Here is a 26,418-nt window from a genome sequence, read left to right as displayed (position 1 = left end):
ATGTTCAGCCCGAGCTATTGTCCAAAGTGCGGCAGCAATGACCTCAAGTCACAACTGCCACCGGGCGATACGCACGAGCGCCTGATGTGCCGCGGCTGCGGCTATATCCACTACGTCAATCCGAAAATCATCGCCGGCTGCATCATCGAGCAGGACGGCAAGTACCTGTTGTGCCAACGCGCCATCCCGCCGCGCCCCGGCACCTGGACCTTGCCGGCGGGCTTCATGGAAGGTGGTGAAACCACCGAGCAGGCGGCGTTGCGCGAAGTCTGGGAAGAGAGTGGCGTGCGCGCGGAAATCCTCTCGCCCTACTCGATCTTCAGCGTGCCGAAGATCAGCGAGGTGTACATCATCTTCCGCGCCATCGCGCTGGAAATCACCGGGCAGTACGGGCCGGAAACCCTCGACTACAAATTCTTCGCGCCCGAGGACATTCCCTGGGACAGCATCTATTACCCGGCGATCCGGCAGATCCTCGAGCGTTATATCGAGGAACGCCAGGCCGGGGTCTACGGGATCTATATCGGTAACGACGACACCGGCAAGATCCATTTCATCCGCTAGCGAAAACCTCCAATATTTCGCTATCCCCTGTAGGAGCCGGCTTGCCGGCGAAGGCGTCCTTGAGTATTGCGCAGGTCTCGCGGGCGCCTTCGCCGGCAAGCCAGCTCCTACAGGGTCAAGTGGAGCTTTTAGAGCGGTGCCACGCCTTCGACGATGATCACCTCGGCCCGTGCCACGCCCTCGCGATGTCCTTTCGCCTCCTGATAAACACCTGACCGATAGCAGGCCACTGCCTGCTCGTACGAGTCGAACTCGATCACCACGCTGCGTTGCGGCGTCGGCCGACCTTCCATCGCTTCGCTACGCCCGCCACGCGCCAATATCCGACCACCGTATTCGGCAAACGCCTGCGGTGCCCGCTGGGTGTATTGGCTGTATTGATCGGGGTCGGTGATATCCACGTGAGCAATCCAGTACGCCTTCATAGTGACCTCTGCAGTTGTTTTGTATTATGGTATACCACAATATATCTCCATCAAACACCGAGAACCCCAACATGGCCTTCAACAGCATCGAAGAAATCATCGAAGACTACCGCCAAGGCAAGATGGTGCTCCTGGTGGACGACGAGGACCGGGAAAACGAAGGCGACCTGTTGCTGGCCGCCGACCGTTGCAGCGCCGAGGCCATCAGCTTCATGGCCCGTGAAGCGCGCGGCCTGATCTGCCTGACCCTGACCGACGAGCATTGCCAGCGCCTGGGCCTCGAGCAGATGGTGCCGAGCAATGGCAGCGTGTTCAGCACCGCGTTCACCGTGTCGATCGAAGCGGCGGTGGGTGTCACCACTGGTATCTCCGCCGCCGACCGCGCACGCACCGTGGCCGCCGCCGTCGCTCAGGGCGCGAATGCCGCCGATATCGTCCAGCCTGGCCATATCTTCCCGCTGCGCGCCCGGGAAGGCGGCGTGTTGACCCGCGCCGGTCATACCGAGGCTGGTTGCGACCTGGCCCGCCTGGCCGGCTTCACCCCCGCCTCGGTGATCGTCGAAGTGATGAACGATGACGGCACCATGGCGCGTCGCCCGGACCTGGAAGTGTTCGCGCGCAAGCACGGGATCAAGATCGGCACCATCGCCGACCTGATCCACTATCGTTTAAGCACCGAGCACACGGTGGTGCGCATCGGTGAGCGTGAGCTGCCGACGGTGCATGGCACCTTTCGTCTGATCACCTTTGAGGATCGCATTGAAGGCGGTGTCCACATGGCAATGGTCATGGGTGAACTGCGCCGCGATGAAGCGATGCTGGTGCGGGTGCACGTGATCGACCCGTTGCGCGACCTGGTGGGCGCCGAATACAGCGGGCCTTCGAACTGGACGTTATGGGCGGCGTTGCAGCGCGTGGCGCAAGAAGGTCGTGGCGTGGTGGTGGTGCTGGCCAATCACGAATCGTCCCAGGCGCTGCTGGAGCGGGTGCCGCAATTGACCCAGGCGCCACGGCAATTCAGCCGTTCGCAGTCACGGATCTATTCGGAGGTTGGCACCGGGGCGCAGATCTTGCAGAACCTTGGCGTCGGTAAGCTGCGGCATCTGGGGCCGCCGTTGAAATACGCAGGATTGACCGGGTATGACCTGGAAGTGGTGGAAAGCATCCCGTTCACTGAATGAATGATGAACCTCTGTAGGAGCTGGCTTGCCAGCGATGGTCGTCAACGATAACCGGTGTTTTCTGGATACACGCGGTGTATGGGAATCCTTCGCTGGCAAGCCAGCTCCTACAGAGGGTGCGTCGTTCGCCAGATACACTAAAAAAGCATTTTTGGCTGATAGCCGGTAAGGCAAAGTGCTTGCACAAAGTTTGGAATACCATAATATGATATTCCATAGACCGGGCGATTTAGCCAAGCGCACCCGACAGGGAAAGCACTCACAACAGCCCTTGGCCCGGTCGCCTTTCAAGGCCAGATGGACCTACTGCTCCCGATAGGCGGGCATTACCAAGCCCGCTCAAAAACACAACAAATGAGGGCGTGAAAATGGTGTTGAACAAACGTGCAACCGCAGTACTGTTCGCCGGCTTGCTGGCCGCGACCAGTCATGTGGTTATGGCGGCTGAAAGCGTCAACTTCGTCAGCTGGGGCGGTAGCACTCAGGATGCACAGAAGCAGGCCTGGGCCGATCCGTTCAGCAAGTCCACCGGCATCACCGTGGTCCAGGACGGCCCCACCGACTATGGCAAGCTCAAGGCCATGGTCGAAAGTGGCAACGTGCAGTGGGACGTGGTCGACGTCGAAGCCGACTTCGCCTTGCGCGCCGCCTCCGAAGGCTTGCTCGAACCCCTCGATTTCAAAGTCATCGATCGCGACAAGATCGACCCGCGGTTCGTCTCCGATCACGGCGTCGGCTCGTTCTTCTTCTCCTTCGTCCTTGGCTACAACGAAGGCAAGCTGGGGGCCAACAAACCCCAGGACTGGTCCGCGCTGTTCGACACCAAGACCTATCCCGGCAAACGCGCCCTCTATAAATGGCCAAGTCCTGGCGTGCTGGAACTGGCGCTACTGGCCGATGGCGTCGCCGCCGACAAGCTCTACCCGCTGGACCTGGACCGCGCCTTCAAGAAACTCGACACCATCAAGAAAGACATCGTCTGGTGGGGCGGCGGCGCTCAGTCGCAACAACTGCTGGCCTCCGGTGAAGCGAGCATGGGCCAGTTCTGGAACGGCCGGATTCATGCCCTGCAGGAAGACGGGGCGCCAGTCGGCGTGAGCTGGAAACAGAACCTGGTCATGGCCGACATCCTGGTCATTCCAAAGGGTTCGAAAAACAAGGACGCGGCGATGAAGTTCCTGGCCAATGCCAGCAGTGCCAAAGGCCAGGCCGACTTCTCCAACCTGACCGCCTACGCCCCGGTCAACGTCGACAGCGTGGCGCGCCTGGACTCGGTGCTGGCCCCGAACCTGCCGACGGCCTACGCCAAGGATCAAATCACTCTTGATTTCGCGTACTGGGCCAAGAACGGTCCTGCTATCGCCACACGGTGGAACGAATGGCTGGTCAAATGAAAATGACGGCAACTGCGGCCCGCCCATCCACGCCCGCCGGGAGCGCCTCCGGCGCTGCCGGCAAGGCGGCAGCGATGACGCAAACCCCTACCCTGGCGCAACGCTGGCGCGGATCGAGCAACCTGATCCCCGCCCTGCTGTTCCTCGGCCTGTTCTTCCTGGCGCCCCTGATCGGCCTGCTGCTGCGCGGCGTGCTGGAGCCTGTGCCTGGGTTGGGCAACTACGAGCAACTGTTCGCCAACTCGGCGTATGCCCGGGTCTTGCTCAACACCTTCTCGGTGGCGGGCCTGGTGACCCTGTTCAGCCTGCTGCTGGGTTTCCCGCTGGCCTGGGCGATCACCTTGGTGCCTCGTGGCTGGGGTCGCTGGATCCTCAACATCGTGCTGTTGTCGATGTGGACCAGCCTCCTTGCCCGCACCTATTCCTGGCTGGTGTTGCTGCAAGCCTCCGGGGTGATCAACAAGGCGCTGATGGCCATGGGCATCATCGATCAGCCGCTGGAGATGGTGCACAACCTCACCGGCGTGGTGATCGGCATGAGCTACATCATGATCCCGTTCATCGTGCTGCCGCTGCAGGCGACCATGCAGGCCATCGACCCGATGATCCTGCAGGCCGGCTCGATTTGCGGGGCCAGTCCGTGGACCAACTTCTTCCGGGTGTTCCTGCCGCTGTGCCGGCCAGGGTTGTTCTCCGGCGGCTTGATGGTGTTCGTGATGTCCCTCGGTTACTACGTGACGCCGGCCCTGCTGGGCGGCGCGCAGAACATGATGCTGCCCGAGTTCATCATCCAGCAGGTGCAGTCGTTCCTCAACTGGGGCCTGGCCAGCGCCGGCGCCGCGTTGCTGATCGTGATCACGCTGGTGCTGTTCTACTTCTACCTGAAGCTTCAGCCGGAATCCCCGGTTGGCGCCAGCAACGCGAGGTAAGCCGTCATGCTCCTGACCCCCAATGCCATGAGCCGCCGGATGCGCTTCGGCCTGTATGCCACTACCGGGCTGATCGGCCTGTTCCTGTTGCTGCCGATCGTGTTCATCGTCCTGCTGTCGTTCGGCTCGTCCCAGTGGCTGGTGTTCCCGCCACCGGGCTGGACGCTGAAATGGTACGGCCAGTTTTTCTCCAATGCCGACTGGATGAACGCGGCCATGGCCAGCCTCAAGGTGGCAGTACTGACCACGTTCTTTGCCGTGGCCCTGGGCCTGCCGACCGCCTTCGCCCTGGTACGCGGGCGTTTCCCGGGGCGGGAAATGCTCTACGGCCTGTTCACCCTGCCGATGATCGTGCCACTGGTGATCATCGCCGTGGCGGTGTACGCGCTGTTCCTGAAACTGGGCTACACCGGGACCATGTTCGCCTTCGTGGTTAGCCATGTCATCGTCGCCTTGCCGTTCACCATCATCTCGATCATCAACTCGCTGAAGCTGTTCGACCAGTCGATCGAGGATGCTGCAGTGATCTGCGGTGCTTCGCGGCTGCAGGCGGTGTTCAAGGTGACCTTCCCGGCGATCCGCCCGGGGATGGTGGCCGGCGCCCTTTTCGCCTTCCTCGTCTCCTGGGATGAAGTGGTGCTGAGTGTGATGATGGCCAGCCCGACCCTGCAAACCCTTCCCGTGAAAATGTGGACCACCCTGCGCCAGGACCTGACGCCCGTGATCGCCGTCGCCTCGACGCTGCTGATCGGCCTCTCGGTATTGGTCATGGTGATCGCCGCCGCACTGCGCCGGCGTAACGAAATCAGCGCCTAAGCGCAGGAGTACGACATGAGTGCAGTGATCAAAGATTCCGCGCAGCAAAATGACAAGCCCCTGGTGAGCCTGCGCAACCTGAACAAATACTACGGTGACTTTGCCGCCGTGGACGACATCTCGCTGGACATCAAGGACGGTGAATTCCTGACCTTCCTCGGCTCCAGCGGCTCGGGCAAAAGCACCACCCTGTCGATGCTCGCCGGCTTCGAAACCCCGAGCAGCGGCGAGATCCTGGTCAATGGCCAGTCGCTGGTGAACGTACCGCCGCACAAGCGTGACATCGGCATGGTGTTCCAGCGCTACTCGCTGTTCCCGCACCTGTCGGTGCGCGACAACATCGCCTTCCCGTTGGCGATTCGCAAACTGGCCACGGCCGAGCGCGAACGCCGGGTCGATGCGATGCTCAAGCTGGTGCAGCTGGAACAATTCGCTCATCGCCGCCCTTCGCAGCTCTCCGGCGGCCAGCAGCAACGCGTTGCCATCGCCCGGGCGCTGGTCTACGAACCACGCATCCTGCTGATGGATGAACCGCTGGGCGCGCTGGACAAGAAACTGCGTGAAGACTTGCAGGATGAACTACGTCAGCTGCATCGGCGATTGGGCATCACCATCGTCTACGTGACCCACGACCAGGAAGAAGCCATGCGCCTGTCCCAGCGCATCGCGATCTTCAGCCACGGCAAGATCGTCGGCCTGGGCAGCGGCTATGACCTCTACCAGAACCCGCCGAATGCCTTTGTCGCCTCGTTCCTCGGCAACTCGAATTTCCTCAAGCTCAAGGCGCAGGGCAATGCGGTGGCTTCGTTTGAAGGGCAGTCGCTGTCGATCCGCCTGACGGCCGGCCTGCAAACCAATCAGGATGTGTTGCTGATGGTGCGGCCGGAAAAAGCCTTGGCCTTGAGCATCGAGCAAGCCGCCCAGGAACCGCTGGCCGCGGGCTGGAATGAAGTGACGGCCAAGGTGGTGGAGGTGTTGTTCCTGGGTGAGAGCCAGACGTGCAGCGTGGTGACTTCGGGTGGCACGTCGATGACGGTCAAGGCGCTTTCTGCGGCGGGCATGCCGATGAAAGCGGGTGATCCGGTGCGGGTGCGCTGGGCGACGGCGGATGCTTGCGTTTATACCGAGTGGGCGGAGAGTGATTTGAACAAGGCTGCAGGGGCGCATTGATGCCTTGAGGTTCTTGTCGACCGCCAATTAAGTATCACCCTCGGGTCGCCGCAACGTCGGGTTGCGGGGGCCCTTTTTTTGCTTTTTCAGTGGGTGTACATATCCATTCCTGCGGTACCGCAAAACCTTGTGGGAGCCGACCTATTATTTGTTGACCGCGTACATCCATTGCTGCGGTAACGGCCACTTATGGTTGCACCTCGTACCTGTAGGAGCTGGCTTGCCAGCGAAGGCGGCCTTACAGCCGACCTATTATTTGTTGACCGCGTACATATCCATTGCTGCGGTAACGGCCACCTAGGGTTCCGCTCTTACAGCGGGTCACTTTGAAAAGCGCAAAGTAACCAAACGCTCTTGCCCCTGGCGTTCGGTGCCTCGCTGTGGCTCGGCATACCCTCGCTCCGGTCCTGCTCCGTGGGCCCGCCGCGATGGGCCATCCTTGGCCCAGCGCGGCTAACCCGGCATCCATGCCGGGTTACCCACTGCGCAGAACCTCCACTCGGCCTCTCGATGGGGCAAGAAAATCAAGATCAAAAGCCAAAGCCAAAGCAAAAGCAAAAGCCCCCTGTAGGAGCTGGCTTGTCGGGTCGCCGCATCGCAGCGATGGTCGTCAACGATGACGGGGGGGCCTGCCCCCCCGCGGTGTTCTCAAGTTTTTCGCGAGCAGGCTCGCTCCCACAGGTATTAGCTTGGCTCTGGCTCTGGCTCTGGCTCTGCTTTGGCTTTTGCTCTTGATCTACCTGCCCCATTTCCAGAGGCCGAACGCAGGCGTTGCGCAGTGGGCATCCCGGCATGGATGCCGGGATAGCCGCCCTCGGCCATGGATGGCCGATGGCGGCGGGCCCACGGAGCAATGCCGGAGTGAGGGCACCCCGAGCCCCAGCGAGGGGCCGAAATGGTGGGGCAAGACCTTTGGTTCCTTTGGGGCGTTTGCCAAAGGGACTCGCCGTAAGGGCGAAACCCTAAGTGGCCGTTACCGCAGGAATGGATATGTACGCGGTCAACAAATAATAGGTCGGCTGTAAGGCCGCCTTCGCTGGCAAGCCAGCTCCTACAGTAGATCGTGTATAGCCGCGATAAGGTAGGAACCCGAATATATTCAAAGCTCACCAAAACAAAAATGCCCGGCCAAAAGCCGGGCATTCCAGACAAATAAAAACCATCAATCGGTATAACCCAACCTCGAAGCCCGGCCCTGCTCAGCCCGCCCACGGGTAGCCAGGCAATAGTAGAGCGGGCAAGTCACCACCAACCCCACCAGCCACGACAAATCCGCACCCTCGACCAGATTGGCATAAGGCCCGACATACAACGACGTATTGGCAAACGGCAACTGCACAATGATCCCGATGAAATACGCCACGATCGCATGCAGATTGAAGCGCCCATAAATCCCGCCATCGGCACGGAAGATCGAGGCAATGTCATAGGACCCGCGCTTGATCACATAGAAGTCGATCAGGTTGATCGAAGCCCATGGCACCAGCACCAGCAGCAACGCCAGGATCAGCCCGATGAACTGCGAGATGAAGTCCGCCGAGGCGCCCAGCGCCACCACACAGCAGCCCGCCAGCACCACCGTCGACAACACCACGCGCACTTTGACGCTCGGCGTCCACTGGCTGGCGAAGGTCTGGATCGAGGTGATGATCGACAGCACAGCGCCATACAGATTCAAGGCGTTGTGGCTGATGATATTGAGCAGGAACAGCACCATCAGGATCGGCCCCAGCCAGCCGGTGGATTGCTTCACCGCAGCCATCGCTTCAGTGCCTTGCGGGGTCGCCAGTACAGCCACCGCGCCGAAGGTGAAGGACAGGATAGTGCCCAGGGTGGCCCCCAGGTAGGTGGCCCAGAACGGCTTGGCGATGCCGATATCGGCCGGCAGGTAGCGCGAATAGTCCGACACGTAGGGCGAAAAGCTGATCTGCCAGATGATCCCCAGGGACACGGTGGCCAACCAGCCGGACAGGTTGAAACTGCCACGGGTGAAGAAGTCCGCCGGCAGGTCATGGGCGAAGATGTAGAGGAACCCGGCGAGCAAGGCACTGCCCATGACCCAGGTGCCGATGCGGTTGAGGGTATGGATGAAGCGGTAACCGATCACGCCGATCGCCGTGGCGCTCAGGGCGCCGATCAGGATGCTCGCCGGCACCGGCACCGAGGGGGCGATGCCGACGATCGACTTGCCCGCCAGCACGATGTTGGAGATGAAGAAGCCGACGTAGATCAGTGCGGCGAAAAACACGATCAGCAACGCGCCATAACGACCGAACTGACCCCGACTCTGGACCATCTGCGGAATGCCCATCCGTGGCCCCTGGGCCGATGCCAGGGCGATCACCAGTCCACCGATCATGTGCCCGAGCGCAATCGCCAGCAGCCCCCACAACAGGTCGAGGTGGAACACCTGGACCACCATGGCACCGGTGACAATGGGCAGCGGCGCAATGTTGGTGCTGAACCATAGGGTGAAAAGATCGCGGGCCTTCCCGTGGCGCTCTGCGAGTGGAACGTAGTCGACCGTGTGATTCTCGATCAACGGGTCTTGCCGGGACATCTGGGACATATGCATGAACTCGAGTTTGTCTGTTCTTATCTTTGTATGAAGCCAAACCGGGGGCACTCTCTGGCCGCCCCTCAGATGCGCACCATATTATGGTATTCCAACATTTTCACAAGACTGATCCGGTCTTTGAATGCCCATCTGATCCGTCATCCTGCCCGACATGCTGCATTGATGAGCCGCTTAAAGCCCCGTAAACATTGCCTTTGCGACGATGACCCTACGTTTATCGGTTCACCGAAAAAGACCTTGCAAACGATGTATTACGGTATACCATCAGACCTACAAACACATAAAAACCACGTTCACTCCCGAGGACAGTCCAATGATCGATGCCGCCATCTACAAACAAGTCATGGGCTCGTTCCCGTCCGGTGTCTGCGTGATCACCACTCTCGATGACGACGGCCAGATCGTCGGCCTGACCGCCAGCGCCTTCAGCTCGCTGTCGATGGACCCGGCCCTGGTGCTGTTCTGCCCTAACTACAGCTCAGACTCCTACCCGGTCCTGATCAAGAACAAGCGCTTCGCCATTCACGTATTGTCCGGCGGCCAGCAGAGCGAAGCCTATGCCTTCGCACGCAAGGGCAAGGACAAGGCGCAGGGCATCGAGTGGACGTTGAGCGAACGGGGCAATCCGATTCTGGCCAACGCCACGGCGGTCATCGAATGCGAGTTGTGGCGCGAATATGAAGGGGGCGATCACGCGATCATGGTCGGCGCGGTGAAGAACCTGATCGTGCCCCAGCAGAACGCCGGGCCGCTGGTGTATTGCCACGGCAAGATGGGCGCGCTGCCCGTTCTGGCATGACACCTGCCAATAATCGAAAAATTTTGCAGTAGTTTCGTATTATGGTATACCAATATTCAACAGCCCCGCAGTCGACGGGTCGACCACAAGAGATTCGAGGTAGCGTCATGAAATTTTCCCTGTTCGTACACATGGAACGTTGGGACGAGAGCGTCAGCCACCGCCAGTTGTTCGAAGACTTGACCGAACTGACGCTGATGGCCGAGGCCGGTGGTTTCAGCACCGTATGGATCGGTGAACACCACGCCATGGAATACACCATTTCGCCAAGCCCGATGCCGTTGCTGGCCTACCTGGCCGGCAAGACCACCACCATCCACCTGGGCGCCGGCACCATCATCGCGCCGTTCTGGCACCCCATCCGGGTCGCTGGTGAATGTGCCCTGCTGGACGTCATCAGCAACGGGCGCATGGAAGTGGGTCTGGCCCGTGGCGCTTACCAGGTTGAATTCGACCGCATGGCCGGCGGCATGCCAGCCTCCAGCGGCGGCCAGGCACTGCGGGAGATGGTCCCGGTGGTGCGTGCCCTGTGGCAAGGCGACTATGCCCATGATGGCGATATCTGGAAATTCCCGACGTCCACCAGCGTACCCAAGCCGATCCAGAAGCCGAACCCGCCGATGTGGATCGCTGCCCGTGACCCGGACTCGCACAACTTCGCCGTCGCCAATGGCTGCAACGTGATGGTCACACCGCTGATGAAAGGCGACGAAGAAGTCCTCGACCTGAAGAACAAGTTCCAGACCGCCCTGGACAACAATCCGGACGTGCCGCGCCCGCAATTGATGGTGCTGCGTCATACCCACGTGCACTCGGCCGACAATCCCGAAGGCTGGAAAGTCGGGGCCAAGGCGATCGCCAAGTTCTACCGCACCTTCGATGCCTGGTTCGGCAACAAGGAAACCCCGGTCAACGGCTTCCTGGCACCGAGCCCGGAAGAGAAATTCGCCGGCCGTCCGGAGTTCGAACTGGAGAGTCTGCACAAGACCGCCATGATCGGCACCCCGGAAGAAATCATCCCGCGCATAAAGTACTATCAGGAACTGGGCGTCGACGAGTTCAGCTTCTGGTGCGACAACAGCCTGCCGCACGCCGAGAAGAAAAAGTCCCTGGAGCTGTTTATCAAGCACGTCGTCCCGGCGTTCCGCTGATTACCCCTTCCCCTGTGGGAGCGAGCCTGCTCGCGATTGCGCACTGACAGTCGAAATTGATATGCCTGCCACGCCGGTTTCGCGAGCAGGCTCGCTCCCACAAGGATTGATGTCTGATGTGTAGGCCGATTCCCATGTCCAATGGTCGTCTCCAATCACTCGCCCTTCCCTCCAGCGCTGCGCGGGCTTACCTGCGCGGCGGTTGGACGTCTTCGCACCTGCATTTCAAGCGCCTGCGCGCCAGCGTTACCGCCAAGCAGAACGGCTTCTGGCAAATAGTTCACTGAGCCCACCCGAACAGGAATCCACGCAGTCGAACGTCAGGCGATAGCCTCACGCTTGCGCTGCATTGTGCTTCGGGACGCACCAGCGTCCGGCCATGATCAGGTTTGCTCATGAACAATAAAAACGCACTGTTGATCATCGACATGCAACAGGAGGACGGTTTCGTCCTCGAACACTTCGACGCAGTGGTCAGCAACACCGCGTCGCTGCTCGAAACCGCGCGCCAGCAGCGGGTGCCGATCATCTACACCCGTCATGTCAATCAAGCCGATGGCAACGACCTGCCGCGCGGCGAACCCCTCGCACCCGATGGCGGTCCCAGCGGTTATCGCGCCGGCACCCGCCAGGTGCAGATCATCGAAAGTCTCGCCCCGCGACCGGATGAAACGATTGTCGATAAAGGCCGCTACAGTGCCTTCCACCGAACCGACCTGGATGCCCGGCTCAAGGCAATGGGCGTCGAAACGCTGATCCTTTGCGGCGTGCTCACCGATGTCTGCGTGCTGACCACGGTGTTCGATGCCTTCGCCCTGGGTTATCACATTCGCCTGGTCAGCGACGCCTGCACCACGACCACCCTGGCCGGTCACTACTCGGCCCTGTTGATCATGGCCAACTGGGTCTATTCCCTGGAAATCCTCACCTGCTGCGAATGCCAACGCGCCCTGGAAAACCGCGACTACTTGAGCCTGAACCCCAAGCACCCGGACCTGTTCGCCCACCAGCCCCATGAGCTGCCAGGCACCATTGCCCGTCTGCAAACCCAACTCGTCCGGACTCAGGAGTAATCGCCATGCAAGTCGAAAAAAGAAGCATCGATTTCATCCCCGAAGCCGAACGCCATGGCCGCCCGGGGTCGCTGTTCTTCATCTGGTTCGGCGCCAACATGAACATCACCACCATCGCCTCCGGCGTACTGCCGGTGGTGATGGGGCTCAACCTGTTCTGGAGCGCCCTGGCAATCATCGTCGGCTCGTTGCTGGGGGCGATTTTCATGGCCTCCCACTCCGCCCAGGGGCCGAAACTGGGCATTCCGCAGATGATCCAGAGCCGCGCGCAGTTCGGCGTGCTCGGGGCGGTGTTGCCGCTGCTGTTCGTGATGCTGATCTACCTGGGGTTCTTCGTCAGCAATACCCTGCTGGCGGCCCAGGCGCTGGAGTCGGTCAGCCCGCTGCCGGCCAGCGGCAACATCTACCTGATCGGCGCCCTGTGTTTCGTGGTGGCGCTGTATGGCTACCGGCTGATTCACCGCTTGCAGAAGTTGCTGTCGATTCTCTCGCTGCTGGTGTTCGCCGCCGCCACGCTGTTCGCCCTGCAACTGTCGATCCCGGCCGAGCAATGGCTGCCGACGGGGTTCTCGCTGTCGAAGTTCCTGGTGGCGGTCAGCATTGCCGTGACCTGGCAGCTGTCCTATGCGCCCTATGTCGCCGACTATTCGCGCTATCTGCCGAGCCAAACGTCAACCGCACAGGTGTTCTGGTACAGCTACGCCGGCACGGTCAGCGGCGGCGCATGGATGATGATTCTGGGAGCGATCCTGAGCGTCGGCATCGGCGATTTTTCCAGCAACGTCGGCGGCCATGTCGCTGGTCTGTTCGGCAGCGGCGCGATCCTGCTGTTCGCCTTCATCGTCTATGGCCAGGTGTCGATCAACGTGTTCAACCTGTACGGGGCGTTCATGTCGACCATCACCGTGATCGAGCCCTTTGCCCGCATCAAGGTGACGCCACGGGTACGCGGCCTGTTCATGCTGGTGATCAGCGTGGTAGCGACCAGCCTGTGCACCATCAGTCAGGACGACTTCATCACCTTCTTCCTCAACTTCATTTTCTTCATGAGCTACTTCCTGATCCCCTGGACGGCGATCAACCTGGTGGACTTCTATTGCCTGCGCAAAGGTGAATACCGGATCGAGGACATCTTCGACCTCAACGGCATCTATGGCCGGTTCAACTGGATCGCCTGCGGCAGCTTCGTCCTGGCGATTGCCCTGGAGATCCCGTTCATGAACACCACGCTCTATGTCGGCCCGGTGGCCACGGCGCTCGAAGGCGTCGACCTGGCCTGGCTGGTGGGCTTGCTGGTGCCGGCCCTGAGTTACTACTGGTTGATGAAGCTGGGCAAGCGCGGCGAACGAGTCGCTGGACTGTCCTGAGCCATCACTGGAGAGCCCAACGCCGGACTCAATGCCCGGCGTTGCGCTCGAAAATGGCCCCCTCGATGCCCAGCACTTCTCGGGTATCGGCATAGATCCCCACCCCCTTCTCCCAGACGTGCTTGATCGAATGATCGGCGCAGCGAATCCGGTAGTTGAGTTCGAACGGCTCGCGCCGGGACAGGGCATATTGCACTTCGCGCCAGACATAATCGGCGTCTTGCGCCAGGATCAGGCTGTTGTAGGTGAACTCGTGATTGTCCACCAGCCGCTCCGCTGGATAGCCGGTCAGTTGCAGGCATCCGGCGCTGACAAACTCCATGGTCCAGTCCCGGTTGTTGCGGCCGCGATAGATCAGCCCCGGCATGCTGTCGAGCAGGCTCGTGCAACTGCGCTGGCTGGCCAGCAAGGCAATCTCGCGCCGCTTGTGCACGGTGATGTCCCCCGCCACCAGGTAGAACCCCTGGTCACCGCGCTTGAGGCTGACCTCGAACCAGCGCAACTCCCCCGACGGGTGCACAAAACGCAGGCGCTGGTTGAACGAGGTCTCGGGCCGCCGCCGTAATTCATGCAACGCCTGGCGCCACATCGAACGGTCTTCGTGGTGCACATGGTCAATCAGGTAACGCTCGCCCTGGGGTCGATCCATCAGCTCGACCCATGCCAGGTTGAAGTGAACAATGCGGCCGTCGTCGGCCAGTTCAAGTAACGCCGCCGGAAAGTGATCCATCCGCTGCACAGGCGCTGCCGGGAGGGTTGCCTCTGGATGATCGATCATCTAATGCCGCTCCTCGTGTCTCACCGATGCGCCGTTATGCACCCAGGCCGCCAGTTCCAGGCGCGAGTGCAGACTGAGCTTCTGCAAGAGATTCTTCACATAGATCTTAACCGTGCCGTCGCTGATCCCCAGTTCCCGGCCGATCTGCTTATTGCTCATGCCGGCGGCGATCAGGGCCAGCGTCTGGCCTTCGCGTTCGGTCAGGTTGCGGGTGTCGGCCTGATCGAGATCGTGCCCGGGCCGAGGCGTCGGCGCGTCCTGGTCGGCCAGCAAGGCAATCAGGCTCGAATCCAGGACAATCGCGCCGCGGTTGCAATTGCGCATGTAGTCCAGCAGTGCATCGGGCTCGGTTTCCTTGAGCACATAACCGCTGGCCCCCAGGCGCAGGGCCATCAGCAGTTCGGCGCGATCCATCGACGCGGTGAGCACTACCACCTGACAGTCGAGGCGCAACTGGCGCAGCTCATCGAGGACCTGCAAGCCGCTCAGGCCGGGCATGTGCAGGTCAAGCAGGACCTGTTGCGGCGCCAGGCTCACGGCCAGGTTGATGCCTTCGCGGCCACTGGCGGCCTGCCCCACCACTTCAAAGTCGTCGCTGGTACTGAACAGCTGGGCCAGGCCCTTGCGAAACAATGGGTGATCATCGATCAGTAACAAGGTCGTGCAATCCATCGAAACTCCCCTCAGGCAAATCCTGGTGACGGCAAAGGCCAAGGTGTACGCGTACCCCGTGCGGACGGATGGCCTCGATCGCCAGCCGCGCGCCAATGCTCGCGGCCCGCTCGCGGATGATCGCCAGGCCGAAATGGTTGTCCTCCCCTGACGCCGGGCTCAGGCCGATGCCGTCATCCTCCACCGACACCGATACATCACCGTGCTGGTCTTGCCGCAGCTCGATGCGCACATGGCGTGCATGGGAATGACGCACCGCGTTGGCCAGCGCCTCGCGGATGATCTGCAATACCTGCAATTCGGTTTCCGCGCCCAAGGCATCGTCGGCCAGGCGGTTGTCCAGTTCGAACACGATGATGCAGCGCCGTGAGAACTCCGCGACCGAGTCGGCCAGGGCCTGGCGCAGGGAGCGCCCGTCCATGGTCAGGCGGGCGCTGGTGATCAATTCCCGGACCTGGCGCTGCAACTGGCTCAAGCCGCCGCGCAGTTCCTGCAACACCTCAGCCGCCTGCGCAGGCACGCCCAGTTGCGACTGCAGCAGGCTCGCCTGGAACGACAAGTAACCCAACTGCTGCGCCACCGAATCGTGCAGTTCACGGGCCAACGCACCGTGCCGGAAAGTCGCCTGCCGACGCTGCTGTTCACGGCTGTGACAGAGCAGACGCACGCTGACGTCCACGGCCTGCGCGGCCTCCTCCAGCAACTGGCGCCAGCTTGAGCCGGCGGCGCGTGGCGTATCGAGCAGCAACCAGCCGCTGCCGGGTTGGTCGCCGTTGGGTACGGCACACAGCAGGCGTTGCACGCCCCTTTGCCGACAAGGGCCACAGGCCTGGGCTGATTGGCTCGCTGCCGAGGCACGCCGCGGACAGTGCGCCACGCCCTGGCAACCCTCGATCACGCCGCGCCGAGCCGGTGTCGGCTCGACACCGGCCAGGGTCAGGTTCAGCTGGCAACCGGGCATCAGTGCTTCGAAACGGTCCAGGAAAACCGCCAGGGCACCGTCAGCGTGCACCAGGCTCAAGGGCAACCCGGCCAACAGCTGGCGCACGCTGCGCGCCTGTTCGGGACGGACACGCCCCAACCAGAGCGGCCACCACTGCACTCGTGTTCGCACTCTCGATCACTCCCCGTCGCTTGCTCGGCTGTTGGCAAGGACGAGCAACTTCCATGCCCCGAATGGTCGCTGTGCACGGCCTACCCCCAAAGAGGTAGCGCTTTTTCTGGATTGAGAGATTTTTCCCCGTAGGAAATTATCTTCCTCAACAAGAAACAACACGCCCTGTGCAACGCCACCTTCCCCGCCCTGCCAACAGGGGCGGATCAACAGGAAAGCCAACATGACGGATAGACACAGCGCCGCCACGGATCGACTTCACAGCCTCCCGCGCTATCGCCAGCCGCAGCCTCGTGAAGCCGCCACCCGCCATATCGTGGTCATGCAATCGGCGGCCGCCTGCGCGTCCGTTGTCGGCGACCTGCAACAGCCCCTGGTGCTGAACCAGCAGAACAGCGACTTCCAGGCCCGCCTGCAGCAGGTGCTGGGCAGCGCCACCGTGGGCAGTCACCTGTACATCATGGGCGACGAGGCCTTCGTCTGGCACATTCATGCCCAGGCTCGCGCCGCCGGGCTGGAAGACGACGAGATCGACATCACCCACACCACCGTCGGCCAGCGCCAGGTGTACTGCGTGCATTGCGGCCTGACCCAGGCGTGTGGACCGCAGCCGGCGATGACCTGCGTGCGCTGTGCAGTCGGGCTGGAGGTGCGCCAGCACTTTTCCCGACGCCTGGGGGCTTACCTCGGCGTATGCAGCAACCCCGACCAGCCTTGTGCCGGAGTCCAGCCATGAGCGCCTCGCTGAAGGTCCGGGTGAGCGCGGCCGACATGCTCACCCAGGGGGTGCGCGAACTCACCCTGGAACCCTGCAGCGGCGCCCTGCCGGGATTCTCCGCCGGCAGTCATGTGCAAGTGCACCTGCCGTTGGACAGTGGCCAGGTGCGCAATGCCTATTCGTTGACCAGCGACCCGGCGGACCGCCGCCACTACCGCATCGCCGTACGCCTGCAGGACGCCTCCCGCGGCGGCTCGCTTTACCTGCACCGGCACGTCCAGGTGGGTGACACGCTGCAGATCTCGCCGCCGGCCAACCTGTTCGCCCTGCACTCCACCGCCCGCCTGCACATCCTCATCGCCGGCGGCATCGGCATCACGCCGTTCATGGCGCACATCGCCGAGCTGGAGCGACGCCAGGCCGATTTCGAACTGCATTATCTGTATCGCCCTGGCCTGAGCGATGCCTATGTCGAGCCCTTGCAACAACGGCTGGGATCGCGCCTGCACACCTACAGCAGCCGCCCGGACCTGAACACCATCCTACGCGACCGCCCGCTGGGCAGCCATGTCTATGCCTGCGGCCCGCAGCCCTTGCTCGATGCGGTCCGGCAACAGGCCAGGGCCCTGGGCTGGCCCCTGACGCGAGTGCACTGGGAAGCCTTCAAGGCCGCAGAACCTGGGCAAGCCTTCGACCTGGAACTGCTGCGCAGCGGGCAGCGCCTGCGGGTCGGGGCCGAACAGAGTCTGCTCGAAGCGCTGGAGTCCACCGGCCTGCATGTCCCCAACCTGTGTCGCGGCGGGGTCTGTGGCCAATGCATCACCCGCCATGTGCGCGGCGACATCGAACACCGCGACAGCTTCCTCAGCCCAGCCGAGCAGGGCGAATTTCTCATGCCCTGCGTCTCTCGCGGCCGCGGGCCCTGCGTTTCGCTAGACCTCTAGGAGTCGACCATGACCATTCCATCCAGCCCGGTGCTGAGCTACCGCAACGACTTCAGTTTCCGCAACAGCCCCGCCGCCATCCGCCGCTTTCCCTTTCCGTTCACCGAGGACAGCTACCTGTATTCGGTGAACATCGAACCGGCCACGTCCCGGGACCCCGGCTCGATTTACCAGCACGGTTTCGACATCGACGAGCACTACCGTTCGGAAATGGCCGAACGCGCCTTGGTACTGGACAAGGATCCGCGCCGCTACCTGGTGATGCCGCACATGCAAGTGGCGGCGTGGGATGCCCTGCAGATGCTCATGGAACAGCTTGCCGCCGATTATCCGCAGTGGTTCGTGCTGGAGCGTGACGGCGAGCACTGGCACTGGCGCAATCATCTGCTGGACATCGACCAGCACTTTGTCTTCGGCGATGCCGCAAGCCTGCCCTGCGAGCCGCTGGAGTTCATCACCCGCCAGGTCCAGGGCGATTTCGCCCTGCTCGACCAGCGCGACGGTGACCTGTACATGGACGCCGGCATGGTCACCAGCCCCGCCGACTGGTCCCTGGCGTTCGACGCCGGAATGAGCTTCAAGCAGTGGCATTCGCCGGTGCCCATGGCTCACCAGATGGGCGTGTTCGACCGCGCACTCAAGTACCTGCTGGCCCTGCAGGTCGGGCAGCCGGTACGCCGCCTGAACTGGACGCTGACCATCAAACCGCGCCTCGACTCCTCACCCGAGACGTTCCACGAATGGGGCGCCGACCGAGGCCGCATGACGGCCGAGAACGTCGGGCAGCAAGTGCACCTGCGGGTCGAACTGCAAGTGATGGCCCGGTTGCCCCGCAGCAACGCGGTGATGTTCAGCATCCGCACCTACCTGATCAGCATGGACGAATTGGTCACCCAGCCCGGCTGGGGCTGTCGCCTGCACCGCGTGCTGCGCGACCTGCCCGAGCCGATCGCCGAGTACAAAGGCATGAGCCGCTACCGACAGACCCTGGTCCAGTGGCTGAGCCGCTTCGACCCGCAAGCCTGACCCCTTACCACTTTCTCCCGACAAGGATCCCCACATGGCTCACTCATGGCGTATTTCTGCACTGGCCGAACGGCACCGCGCACTCGGCTCCAACCTGGAAGACTGGAACGGCATGGGCACTGCCTGGACCTACAGCAGTGAACTGGCCGATCACCACCAGGCGATCCGCACCCGGGCCGGCTTGATGGATGTCTCCGGGTTGAAGAAAGTCCACTACGTCGGCCCCCACGCCGAAAGCCTGTTGCAGTGGGCCACCACCCGCGACATCGCCAAGCTCTACCCCGGCAAATCGGTATACGCCTCGATGCTCGACGAAGATGGCAAGTTCGTCGATGACTGCATCGTCTACCGCACCGGACCCAATGCCTTCATGGTGGTGCACGGGGCCGGCAACGGGCATGAAATGCTGGTGCGCTCGGCCCAGGGCCGGCAGGTGGCTGTGCTGTTCGACGACGATCTGCACGACCTCTCGCTGCAAGGGCCATTGGCCGTGGACTTTCTCGCCGAGCACGTCCCCGGCATTCGCCAGCTGCCCTACTTCCACCACCTGCAGACCCGCCTGTTCGACCGCCCGGTGATGATCTCCCGGACCGGCTACACCGGCGAACGCGGCTACGAGATTTTCTGCAAGGCCGCCGATGCCCCGGCGCTGTGGGACACGATCCTCGAACAGGGCGCGAGCCTGGGCATCATTCCCTGCGCCTTCACCGCGCTGGACTGGTTGCGGGTGGAAAGCTCGCTGATGTTCTTTCCCTACGACAACTCGCAGATGTACCCCTTCGCCGACCAGAAAGCCGGCGACACCCTGTGGGAAATGGGACTGGATTTCACCGTGTCCCCGGACAAACGCGAATTCCGCGGCGCCGACGAGCACTTTCGCCTGCGCGGCCAGGAGCGTTTCCGGATCACCGGCGTATTGCTCGAAGGCGTGCGCCCCGCCGAGGCCGGCGACACCCTCTGGCAAGGCGACAAACAAGTGGGCGTGATCACCTGTGGCATGTATTCGCGCCTGAGCAAACGTTCCATGGCCCTCTCCCGCATGCACCCGACCTGCGCCATGCCCGGTGTTGCCCTGCAGGTTCGCGGCAGCCTGGAAAGCGCGGCGCTGACCCATGCCCTGCCCTTCGATGACCCGGAAAAAACCAAGCGCACGGCCAAGGGCTGAGCCGCTTTTTTCATTGCATCCAGGAGCCGATGATGGACACCCCCGAACACTACATTCTGAAGATCAATTGCCCGGCAGCCTCCGGCATCGTCGCCGCGATCACCACCTGCCTGGCGGCGCAACAGTGCTACATCAGCGAGCTCGCCCAATTCGACGACGAATTCACCGGGCAGTTTTTCATGCGCGCGGTGTTTCGTTTCAACGCCGGCGTCAGCGGCGATGTCGCTGCCCTGCGCAAAGACCTGGGCGACCTGGCCGGTGGCTTCGACATGCAGTGGCAGCTCTTCTGCAGCAGCCAGCCGACCCGGGTGCTGCTGATGGTCAGCAAGTTCGACCACTGCCTGACCGACCTCCTGTATCGGCACCGCAAGGGCGAGATGGACATGACCATCACGGCCGTGGTCTCCAACCACCTGGACCTGCGGGCGATGGCCGAACGCGAAGGCATTCGTTTCATCTACCTGCCCATCAGCAAGGACAGCAAGGCCAGCCAGGAAGCCGAACTGATGCGCGTTGTCGAGGACACCCGCACCGACCTGGTGGTACTCGCCCGCTACATGCAGATCCTCTCGGATGGCCTGTGCCAACAGCTGTCCGGGCGCGCCATCAACATTCATCACTCGTTCCTGCCGGGCTTCAAGGGCGCCAAGCCGTATCACCAGGCCTACGACCGCGGGGTGAAACTGATCGGGGCCACGGCGCACTACGTCACCAGCGACCTCGACGAGGGACCGATCATCGAGCAGGAAATCCAGCGGGTCGACCACACCCATCTGCCCGACTCCCTGGTCGCCATCGGCCGCGATACCGAAACCGTGGCCCTGTCCAAAGCCCTCAAATACCACCTGGAACACCGGGTGTTCATCAACCAGGACAAGACAGTGATCTTTCGCTGAGCGCGCCTGCCCTTTATCCCAAGAGCCATTACGAGGCACGATCATGACTTTACGCGTGGCAATCATCGGCGCCGGACCTTGCGGCCTGGCCCAACTTCGCGCTTTCCAGTCGGCCCGCGACAAGGGCGCCGACATCCCCGAGTTGGTCTGCTTCGAGAAGCAGAATGACTGGGGCGGCATGTGGAACTACACCTGGCGCACCGGCCTGGACGAGAACGGTGAGCCGGTGCACGGCAGCATGTACCGCTACCTGTGGTCGAACGGCCCCAAGGAATGCCTGGAGTTCGCCGACTACACCTTCGAAGAGCATTTCGGCCGCCCCATCGGCTCCTACCCGCCGCGCGAAGTGCTGTGGGACTACATCAAGGGTCGGGTCGAAAAGGCCGGCGTGCGTGACTACATCCGCTTCAACAATGTGGTGCGCCAGGTCACTTTCGATGAGCAAAGCCAACGCTTCACCCTGCACGCCCACGACTATAACAACGATACGCTGACCTGCGAGCAGTTCGACTATGTGATCAACGCCTGCGGCCACTTCTCCACGCCCAAGGTGCCGTACTTCGAGGGCTTCGAACAGTTCGCCGGACGCATCCTGCACGCCCACGATTTCCGTGAGGCACTGGAGTTCAAGGGCAAGGACCTGCTGATCGTCGGCAGCAGCTATTCGGCCGAGGACATCGGCTCGCAATGCTACAAGTACGGCGCGCGCAGCATCACCAGCTGCTATCGCAGCGCGCCGATGGGCTATGCCTGGCCGGACAACTGGGAAGAAAAACCGCTGCTGCAGCGCCTGGAAAACAACCGTGCCTGGTTCATCGATGGCAGCAGCAAGCACATCGATGCGGTGATTCTGTGTACCGGCTACAAGCATCACTTCCCGTTCCTGCCAGACGAATTGAGCCTCAAGACCGACAACCGCCTGTGGCCCATGAACCTCTACAAAGGCGTGTTTTGGGAAGCCAACCCGCGCCTGATCTACCTCGGCATGCAGGACCAGTGGTACTCCTTCAACATGTTCGATGCCCAGGCCTGGTACGCCCGCGACGTCATCCTCGGGCGCATAGGCCTGCCAGCCCAGGCCGAGATGGTTGCCGACAGCCACCAGTGGCATGAACGGGAACAGACGCTGCAAACCAACCAGCAGATGTTCGAGTACCAGGGCGCCTACATCCAGCACCTGGTGGATGCCACCGACTACCCCGATTTCGACATCGCCGCGGTCAACCAGACCTTTCTGCACTGGAAGCATGACAAGGCGCAAAACATCATGGGTTACCGCGACAAGTCCTACCGCTCGCTGATGACCGGCACCCAGTCGCCGCCCCACCACACCCCGTGGTTGCAGGCCCTGGACGACTCCATGGCGGCGTACCTCGGTGAACCGCCCGCCGCCATCAAGTCGGTCGGCTGACCCTGGAGCCTGTCATGCAAGCACCCCGTTTTTCGCGACCCCGGGAGCCCGGCCTGTATGCCCGCGCCCCTGACCTTGAGCGCTACCGGGTGGCGGCCGGTGGCCTGACCCTGGTCGCACTGCAGCCCGGCGACAGCCTGCAAGTGATCGACCTTGAAGGCCAGCAACCCTGCGAGTTGCTGGCGTTGACCGCCAACGGCCGCAGCGCGCTCCCCGACTGGGTGCTGAGCGGTTCGCCAAGTTGCCGGTTCATCGCTTCACGCCTGGTCGACGGGAGCGCGCAGGCACGTCGGGTGAGACAGGCACTGGTACAACGCGGTGTCGACCCCCGACAGCTGCCTGCCGCCGCCTCCCTGTGGGACGACGACAGCCCCGCCGGCTACAGCCGGCATTTCGTGGCCGGCGCTGAGTTGCTGGTGATCGTCGCAGCACCCGCCGGGCTGACTTCGGTCGACCGACAATACCGGCCCAGCGAACTCAGGCTGTGGGTGACCCGGGCCAATCCCTCGGCACTGTTGCTGCCCGCCCTCCCGGAACCCCTGGGTGAACTGCTGGACGAGTTCACCCTGAGCCCCGGCACTGCCCGCAGCTACGCAGTCGGCAAGGGCCAGTACGTGCAAGTGCTGGACGTCGCCGGACGCCAGTGCTCGGACTTCGTCGCCCTGGATCGACGCGCGCTGGATCGCGGTGAGGAACTGGACCTGGACCAGACCGTCACCCGCACCTTGAACGGCAGCGCCTACCCGGCACCGGGGCTGTTTTCGAAGTTTTTCGACCGGCACATGCAACCGATGCTCGAAGTGGTGCAAGACACCGTCGGCCGCCACGACTCTTTCGCCCTGGCCTGCGCCGCTCGCTACTACGAGAGCCACGGCTACTTCGGGCACGACAACTGCAGCGACAACCTCAGCCGGGTGCTGGCACCCCACGGGGTGAAGCCGCGCAACGGCTGGCCGGCGATCAATTTTTTCTTCAATACCGGGATCGACGCGCACCAGCAGATGACCCTCGACGAACCCTGGTCGCGCCCCGGTGACTATGTGCTGCTGCGGGCCATGACCGACCTGCTGTGCGGCAGTACCTCGTGCCCGGATGACATCGACCCGGCCAACGGCTGGAACCCGACCGATATCCATGTGCGCATTTACAGTGAAAAGGAGCGTTTTTCCATCGCCATGAGCACTCGAACCACGGCTGATGCCGACCCGATCCTCACCCGTGAATCGGCCTTCCATTCACGAACCAGCGCCCTGACCCGCAGCTTCGTCGATTACCGTAACTGGTGGCTGCCCCTGCGTTACGACGGCTATGGCGCGATCGAGGAATACCTGGGTTGCCGCGAACGGGTGGCGGTGATGGATCTGAGCGCCCTGCGCAAATTCGAGATCATCGGCCCCGACGCCGAAGCCTTGTTGCAGTACTGCCTGACCCGCGACGTGCGGCGCCTGGCGGTGGGGCAAGTGGTGTACTCGGCGATGTGTCACGCGCACGGCGGCATGCTCGACGACGGCACCTTGCTGCGCCTGGGCCCGGACAATTTTCGCTGGATTGGCGGCGACGACTACGCCGGCGAGTGGCTGCGCGAGCAGGCACAGAAACTCGGCATGAAAGTCTGGATCAAGTCCGCCAGCGAGCAGATCCACAACCTGGCCGTTCAAGGCCCGCTGAGCCGCGACCTGCTCAAGCAGATGATCTGGACGGCACCGGGCCAGCCCGATCTGCAAAACCTGGGCTGGTTCCGTTTCCTGGTCGGCCGGATGGATGGGCATGACGGCTGCCCGCTGATGATTTCCCGCACCGGCTACACCGGCGAGCTGGGTTATGAGGTCTGGTGCCACCCCAAGGATGCGGAAAAAGTCTGGGACCGCATCTGGGCGCTGGGCCAACCCCTGGGTGTGGTGCCACTGGGCCTGGAAGCACTGGACATGCTGCGCATCGAAGCCGGGCTGATCTTTGCCGGCTACGAGTTCAGCGACCAGACCGATCCCTTCGAGGCGGGCATCGGTTTTTGCGTACCGCTGAAAAGCAAGACCGATGACTTCATCGGACGCGACGCCCTGCTGCGCCGCAGCGCCCATCCCGCCCACAAGCTGGTGGGCCTGCAACTGAGCGGCAACGAAGCGGCCCACCACGGCGACCCGGTCTACCGCGGTCGGGCCCGGGTCGGCGTCATCACCAGTGCCTGTCGCTCGCCGCTGCTGGCCAGCAACATCGCGTTGTGCCGGCTCGATGTGGCCTGTGCCGACGCGGGTACGGAACTGGAAATCGGCAAAGTCGATGGCCTGCAGAAGCGCATCAGCGCCACGGTCAGCGCAGCGATTTTCTACGACCCGGACAAGCGCCGGGTACGCAGTTGATCGCCTTCACACTCATTGTTTGCTGCCCATACCCGCACCTGTAGGCGCTGGCTTGCCAGCGAAAACGATACTGGACATCACATCGTTTTCGCTGGCAAGCCGGCTCCTACAGGTCCCGCTTTACTCAAGACATGGGAATACGAAGATGGAAGCGACTACGTTCGAGGCCGTACCGCAGGCCGCCGGCTCGGTGGGCAGCCTGCACCGCAAGATCGATTGGCGCGGGGCTTTCTGGGTCGCCAGTGGCGTGCCCGCCCTGGTGTTGTTCTCTATCGGCGCCATCGCCGCCACGGTTGGCAAACCGGCCTGGATCGTCTGGATCGTGTCGATTGTGTTCGGCTTCATCCAAGCCTTCACCTATGCCGAAATTGCCGGGCTGTTCCCGCACAAGTCCGGGGGCGCCTCGGTCTACGGCGCGGTGGCCTGGGTGCGCTACAGCAAGCTGATTGCCCCGGTGTCGGTGTGGTGCAACTGGCTGGCCTGGTCGCCGGTGCTGTCGATCGGCTCCGGGCTGGCGGCCGGCTACATCCTCACCGCGCTGTTTCCCGCCGATGCATTGATCAATACCTGGCAAGTGACCTTGCTCGACCTGGGCTGGATCAAGAGCGGCCTGTCGCTGCGGATCAACGCGACCTTCGCCATCGGCCTGTTGATCCTGCTGACGGTGTTTGCCGTGCAGCATGGCGGCATCCTGCGTTCGGCACGCCTGACCCTGGTGCTTGGTGTGACCTCGCTGATTCCGTTGCTGCTGGTGGGCGTCGTGCCGTTGTTCACCGGGGACGCGGCCCAGGCCAACTTCCTGCCGCTGTACCCCCTGGCCCATGATGCGGCTGGCCAGGTCATCGACGGGCCTTGGGATATTTCAGGATGGTCGCTGATGGCCGGCGGGCTGTTCATGGCCGCGTGGTCGACCTACGGTTTCGAAACGGCGGTGTGTTACACCCGCGAATTCAAGGACCCCAAGCGCGACACCTTCAAGGCGATCTTCTATGCCGGCCTGCTGTGCATCCTGGTGTTCACCCTGGTGCCCCTGGCGTTCCAGGGCAGCCTGGGCCTGGGCCAGCTGGTGACGCCGGCCGTGCTCGATGGCAGTGGCGCGGTGGTCACTCCGGCGGTCTACAGCGGCCTGTTGTCGCCCGCGATCTACAGTGGCATGGGCGTGGGCCAGGTCATGGCGGACAGCATCGGCGGCGGCCAGGTGGTGGCCAACATTGTGTTGATCATGTTGGTGCTGGCCACGTTGCTGGCGATCATGACCTCGATGTCCGGCTCCTCGCGCACTCTCTACCAGGCGTCGGTGGATGGCTGGCTGCCGAAATATCTGGGCCGCACCAACGAACATGGCGCACCTACCGCCGCCATGTGGACCGACCTGTCGTTCAACCTGCTGCTGTTGCTGATGTCCGACTATGTATTCGTGCTCGCGGCATCGAACGTCAGCTACATCATCTTCAACTTCCTCAACCTCAACGCCGGCTGGATCCATCGCCTGGATCGTCCGGACTGGGTCCGCCCGTACAAGGCGCCCACCGTGCTGCTGGCGGCCGGAGGTGTGCTGAGTTTCGTCAACCTGGCCTGCATGGGCCTGGGCGCCGACATCTGGGGCGCCGGCACCCTGGTGACGGGCCTGCTGCTGGCACTCCTGATCCTGCCGGTGTTCTGCTATCGCCACTATGTGCAGGACAAGGGGCGCTTCCCGCAAGCGATGCTCAACGAGCTGCACGTGCAGGCCGATGCCGGGCTGAAACGCGCCGGCTGGTTGCCCTATGCCACGCTGATCGCGGGCGTGCTGGTGGTGTATGGCTGCCATCAACTGGTAGCCTGAGCGTCCTTGCCCGCAGGTCTCTGATCAATCATCGGGGCGCAACGGCGCCTCGATGATCGCTTCAC

24 protein-coding genes are annotated in these 26,418 nt (G+C 62.5%); 19 read left to right on the top strand and 5 right to left on the bottom strand.

Annotation, left to right across the window (positions count from 1 at the left end; genetic code table 11):
* The gene (locus BKX96_RS28490; RefSeq protein WP_046817511.1) at positions 1–564 is read left to right on the top strand and encodes an NUDIX hydrolase; all 564 of its coding nucleotides are present in this window, start codon (positions 1–3) and stop codon (positions 562–564) included.
* Positions 565–692: 128 nt separating this feature from the next.
* Here BKX96_RS28490 and BKX96_RS28485 read toward each other — a convergent pair whose 3' ends face one another.
* On the bottom strand, positions 693–989 hold the full coding sequence (locus tag BKX96_RS28485; RefSeq protein ID WP_077186084.1) for a DUF1330 domain-containing protein: 297 nt from the start codon (positions 987–989) through the stop codon (positions 693–695).
* A gap of 71 nt (positions 990–1,060) precedes the next feature.
* On the opposite strand from BKX96_RS28485, the gene ribBA reads away from it, so the two are divergent.
* The 5 genes from ribBA to BKX96_RS28460 all read left to right on the top strand — a co-directional run bounded on the left by ribBA (position 1,061) and on the right by BKX96_RS28460 (position 6,479).
* Positions 1,061–2,170, top strand: coding sequence for a bifunctional 3,4-dihydroxy-2-butanone-4-phosphate synthase/GTP cyclohydrolase II (gene ribBA, locus BKX96_RS28480; protein ID WP_077186083.1), 1,110 nt, complete (start codon positions 1,061–1,063; stop codon positions 2,168–2,170).
* A gap of 368 nt (positions 2,171–2,538) precedes the next feature.
* Positions 2,539–3,564, top strand: coding sequence for an ABC transporter substrate-binding protein (locus BKX96_RS28475; protein ID WP_046817514.1), 1,026 nt, complete (start codon positions 2,539–2,541; stop codon positions 3,562–3,564).
* Positions 3,561–4,493 carry an ABC transporter permease gene (locus BKX96_RS28470; RefSeq protein ID WP_046817515.1) on the top strand — a complete coding sequence of 311 codons (933 nt, stop codon included), beginning with the start codon at positions 3,561–3,563 and terminating at the stop codon, positions 4,491–4,493. Before BKX96_RS28475 ends, BKX96_RS28470 begins: the two co-directional genes overlap by 4 nt.
* A gap of 6 nt (positions 4,494–4,499) precedes the next feature.
* A complete protein-coding gene (locus BKX96_RS28465) occupies positions 4,500–5,309 on the top strand; it encodes an ABC transporter permease (protein ID WP_007976227.1) in 810 nt (269 codons plus the stop codon).
* Positions 5,310–5,324: 15 nt separating this feature from the next.
* Entirely contained in the window at positions 5,325–6,479 is a 1,155-nt protein-coding gene (locus tag BKX96_RS28460; protein WP_046817516.1) for an ABC transporter ATP-binding protein, read from the top strand.
* A gap of 1,162 nt (positions 6,480–7,641) precedes the next feature.
* On the opposite strand, the gene BKX96_RS28450 is transcribed toward BKX96_RS28460, so the two are convergent.
* Entirely contained in the window at positions 7,642–9,048 is a 1,407-nt protein-coding gene (locus BKX96_RS28450; RefSeq protein WP_046817518.1) for a purine-cytosine permease family protein, read from the bottom strand.
* 322 nt (positions 9,049–9,370) lie between these two features.
* Here BKX96_RS28450 and BKX96_RS28445 point away from each other — a divergent pair, with 322 nt between their 5' ends.
* From BKX96_RS28445 to BKX96_RS28430, 5 genes are all read left to right on the top strand, one after another.
* On the top strand, positions 9,371–9,856 hold the full coding sequence (locus tag BKX96_RS28445; protein ID WP_046817519.1) for a flavin reductase family protein: 486 nt from the start codon (positions 9,371–9,373) through the stop codon (positions 9,854–9,856).
* Between the two features lie 107 nt (positions 9,857–9,963).
* Positions 9,964–11,007: an LLM class flavin-dependent oxidoreductase gene (locus BKX96_RS28440; RefSeq protein ID WP_046817520.1), complete on the top strand. Its 1,044-nt coding sequence runs from the start codon at positions 9,964–9,966 to the stop codon at positions 11,005–11,007.
* Positions 11,008–11,141: 134 nt separating this feature from the next.
* Positions 11,142–11,294: a hypothetical protein gene (locus BKX96_RS32960; RefSeq protein ID WP_162837834.1), complete on the top strand. Its 153-nt coding sequence runs from the start codon at positions 11,142–11,144 to the stop codon at positions 11,292–11,294.
* 108 nt (positions 11,295–11,402) lie between these two features.
* Complete coding sequence (locus BKX96_RS28435) at positions 11,403–12,080, top strand: cysteine hydrolase family protein (protein ID WP_077186082.1); 678 nt, start codon at positions 11,403–11,405, stop codon at positions 12,078–12,080.
* Between the two features lie 5 nt (positions 12,081–12,085).
* Positions 12,086–13,447 (top strand): purine-cytosine permease family protein, encoded by a 1,362-nt coding sequence (locus tag BKX96_RS28430; protein ID WP_077186081.1) that lies wholly within the window; start codon positions 12,086–12,088, stop codon positions 13,445–13,447.
* Positions 13,448–13,475: 28 nt separating this feature from the next.
* Here the strand turns inward: BKX96_RS28430 and BKX96_RS28425 are convergent, their stop codons facing one another.
* From BKX96_RS28425 to BKX96_RS28415, 3 genes are read right to left on the bottom strand one after another with little or no spacing between them, the layout of a single operon-like run.
* A complete protein-coding gene (locus BKX96_RS28425; protein WP_077186080.1) occupies positions 13,476–14,225 on the bottom strand; it encodes a PAS domain-containing protein in 750 nt (249 codons plus the stop codon).
* On the bottom strand, positions 14,226–14,897 hold the full coding sequence (locus BKX96_RS28420) for a response regulator (RefSeq protein WP_046817524.1): 672 nt from the start codon (positions 14,895–14,897) through the stop codon (positions 14,226–14,228).
* Positions 14,866–16,011, bottom strand: coding sequence for an ATP-binding protein (locus BKX96_RS28415; protein WP_256721691.1), 1,146 nt, complete (start codon positions 16,009–16,011; stop codon positions 14,866–14,868). The genes BKX96_RS28420 and BKX96_RS28415 overlap by 32 nt, the downstream gene beginning before the upstream one ends.
* A gap of 223 nt (positions 16,012–16,234) precedes the next feature.
* Here BKX96_RS28415 and BKX96_RS28410 point away from each other — a divergent pair, with 223 nt between their 5' ends.
* The 8 genes from BKX96_RS28410 (at position 16,235) to BKX96_RS28375 (ending at position 26,353) form a co-directional block, all read left to right on the top strand.
* Complete coding sequence (locus BKX96_RS28410; RefSeq protein WP_077186078.1) at positions 16,235–16,747, top strand: dimethylamine monooxygenase subunit DmmA family protein; 513 nt, start codon at positions 16,235–16,237, stop codon at positions 16,745–16,747.
* Positions 16,744–17,673, top strand: a complete 930-nt coding sequence (locus BKX96_RS28405) for a PDR/VanB family oxidoreductase (RefSeq protein ID WP_077186077.1) — start codon at positions 16,744–16,746, stop codon at positions 17,671–17,673. Before BKX96_RS28410 ends, BKX96_RS28405 begins: the two co-directional genes overlap by 4 nt.
* Before the next feature lie 9 nt (positions 17,674–17,682).
* Positions 17,683–18,699, top strand: a complete 1,017-nt coding sequence (locus BKX96_RS28400) for a heme-dependent oxidative N-demethylase family protein (protein ID WP_046817528.1) — start codon at positions 17,683–17,685, stop codon at positions 18,697–18,699.
* A gap of 34 nt (positions 18,700–18,733) precedes the next feature.
* Entirely contained in the window at positions 18,734–19,864 is a 1,131-nt protein-coding gene (locus tag BKX96_RS28395) for an aminomethyl transferase family protein (RefSeq protein ID WP_077186076.1), read from the top strand.
* A gap of 29 nt (positions 19,865–19,893) precedes the next feature.
* Entirely contained in the window at positions 19,894–20,760 is an 867-nt protein-coding gene (gene purU / locus BKX96_RS28390) for a formyltetrahydrofolate deformylase (protein WP_046817530.1), read from the top strand.
* Positions 20,761–20,803: 43 nt separating this feature from the next.
* Positions 20,804–22,171 (top strand): trimethylamine monooxygenase, encoded by a 1,368-nt coding sequence (locus tag BKX96_RS28385; RefSeq protein ID WP_077186075.1) that lies wholly within the window; start codon positions 20,804–20,806, stop codon positions 22,169–22,171.
* A gap of 14 nt (positions 22,172–22,185) precedes the next feature.
* Positions 22,186–24,528: a trimethylamine N-oxide demethylase gene (locus BKX96_RS28380; protein WP_046817532.1), complete on the top strand. Its 2,343-nt coding sequence runs from the start codon at positions 22,186–22,188 to the stop codon at positions 24,526–24,528.
* A gap of 145 nt (positions 24,529–24,673) precedes the next feature.
* Entirely contained in the window at positions 24,674–26,353 is a 1,680-nt protein-coding gene (locus BKX96_RS28375) for an APC family permease (protein WP_046817533.1), read from the top strand.
* The last annotated feature ends 65 nt before the right edge of the window (positions 26,354–26,418 follow it).

The organism is Pseudomonas putida (genome assembly GCF_001976065.1).
GTDB lineage: Bacteria > Pseudomonadota > Gammaproteobacteria > Pseudomonadales > Pseudomonadaceae > Aquipseudomonas > Aquipseudomonas serbica.
The sequence above is the reverse complement of the archived record's forward strand: the minus strand, read 5'-3'. Positions and strand labels throughout refer to the sequence as shown.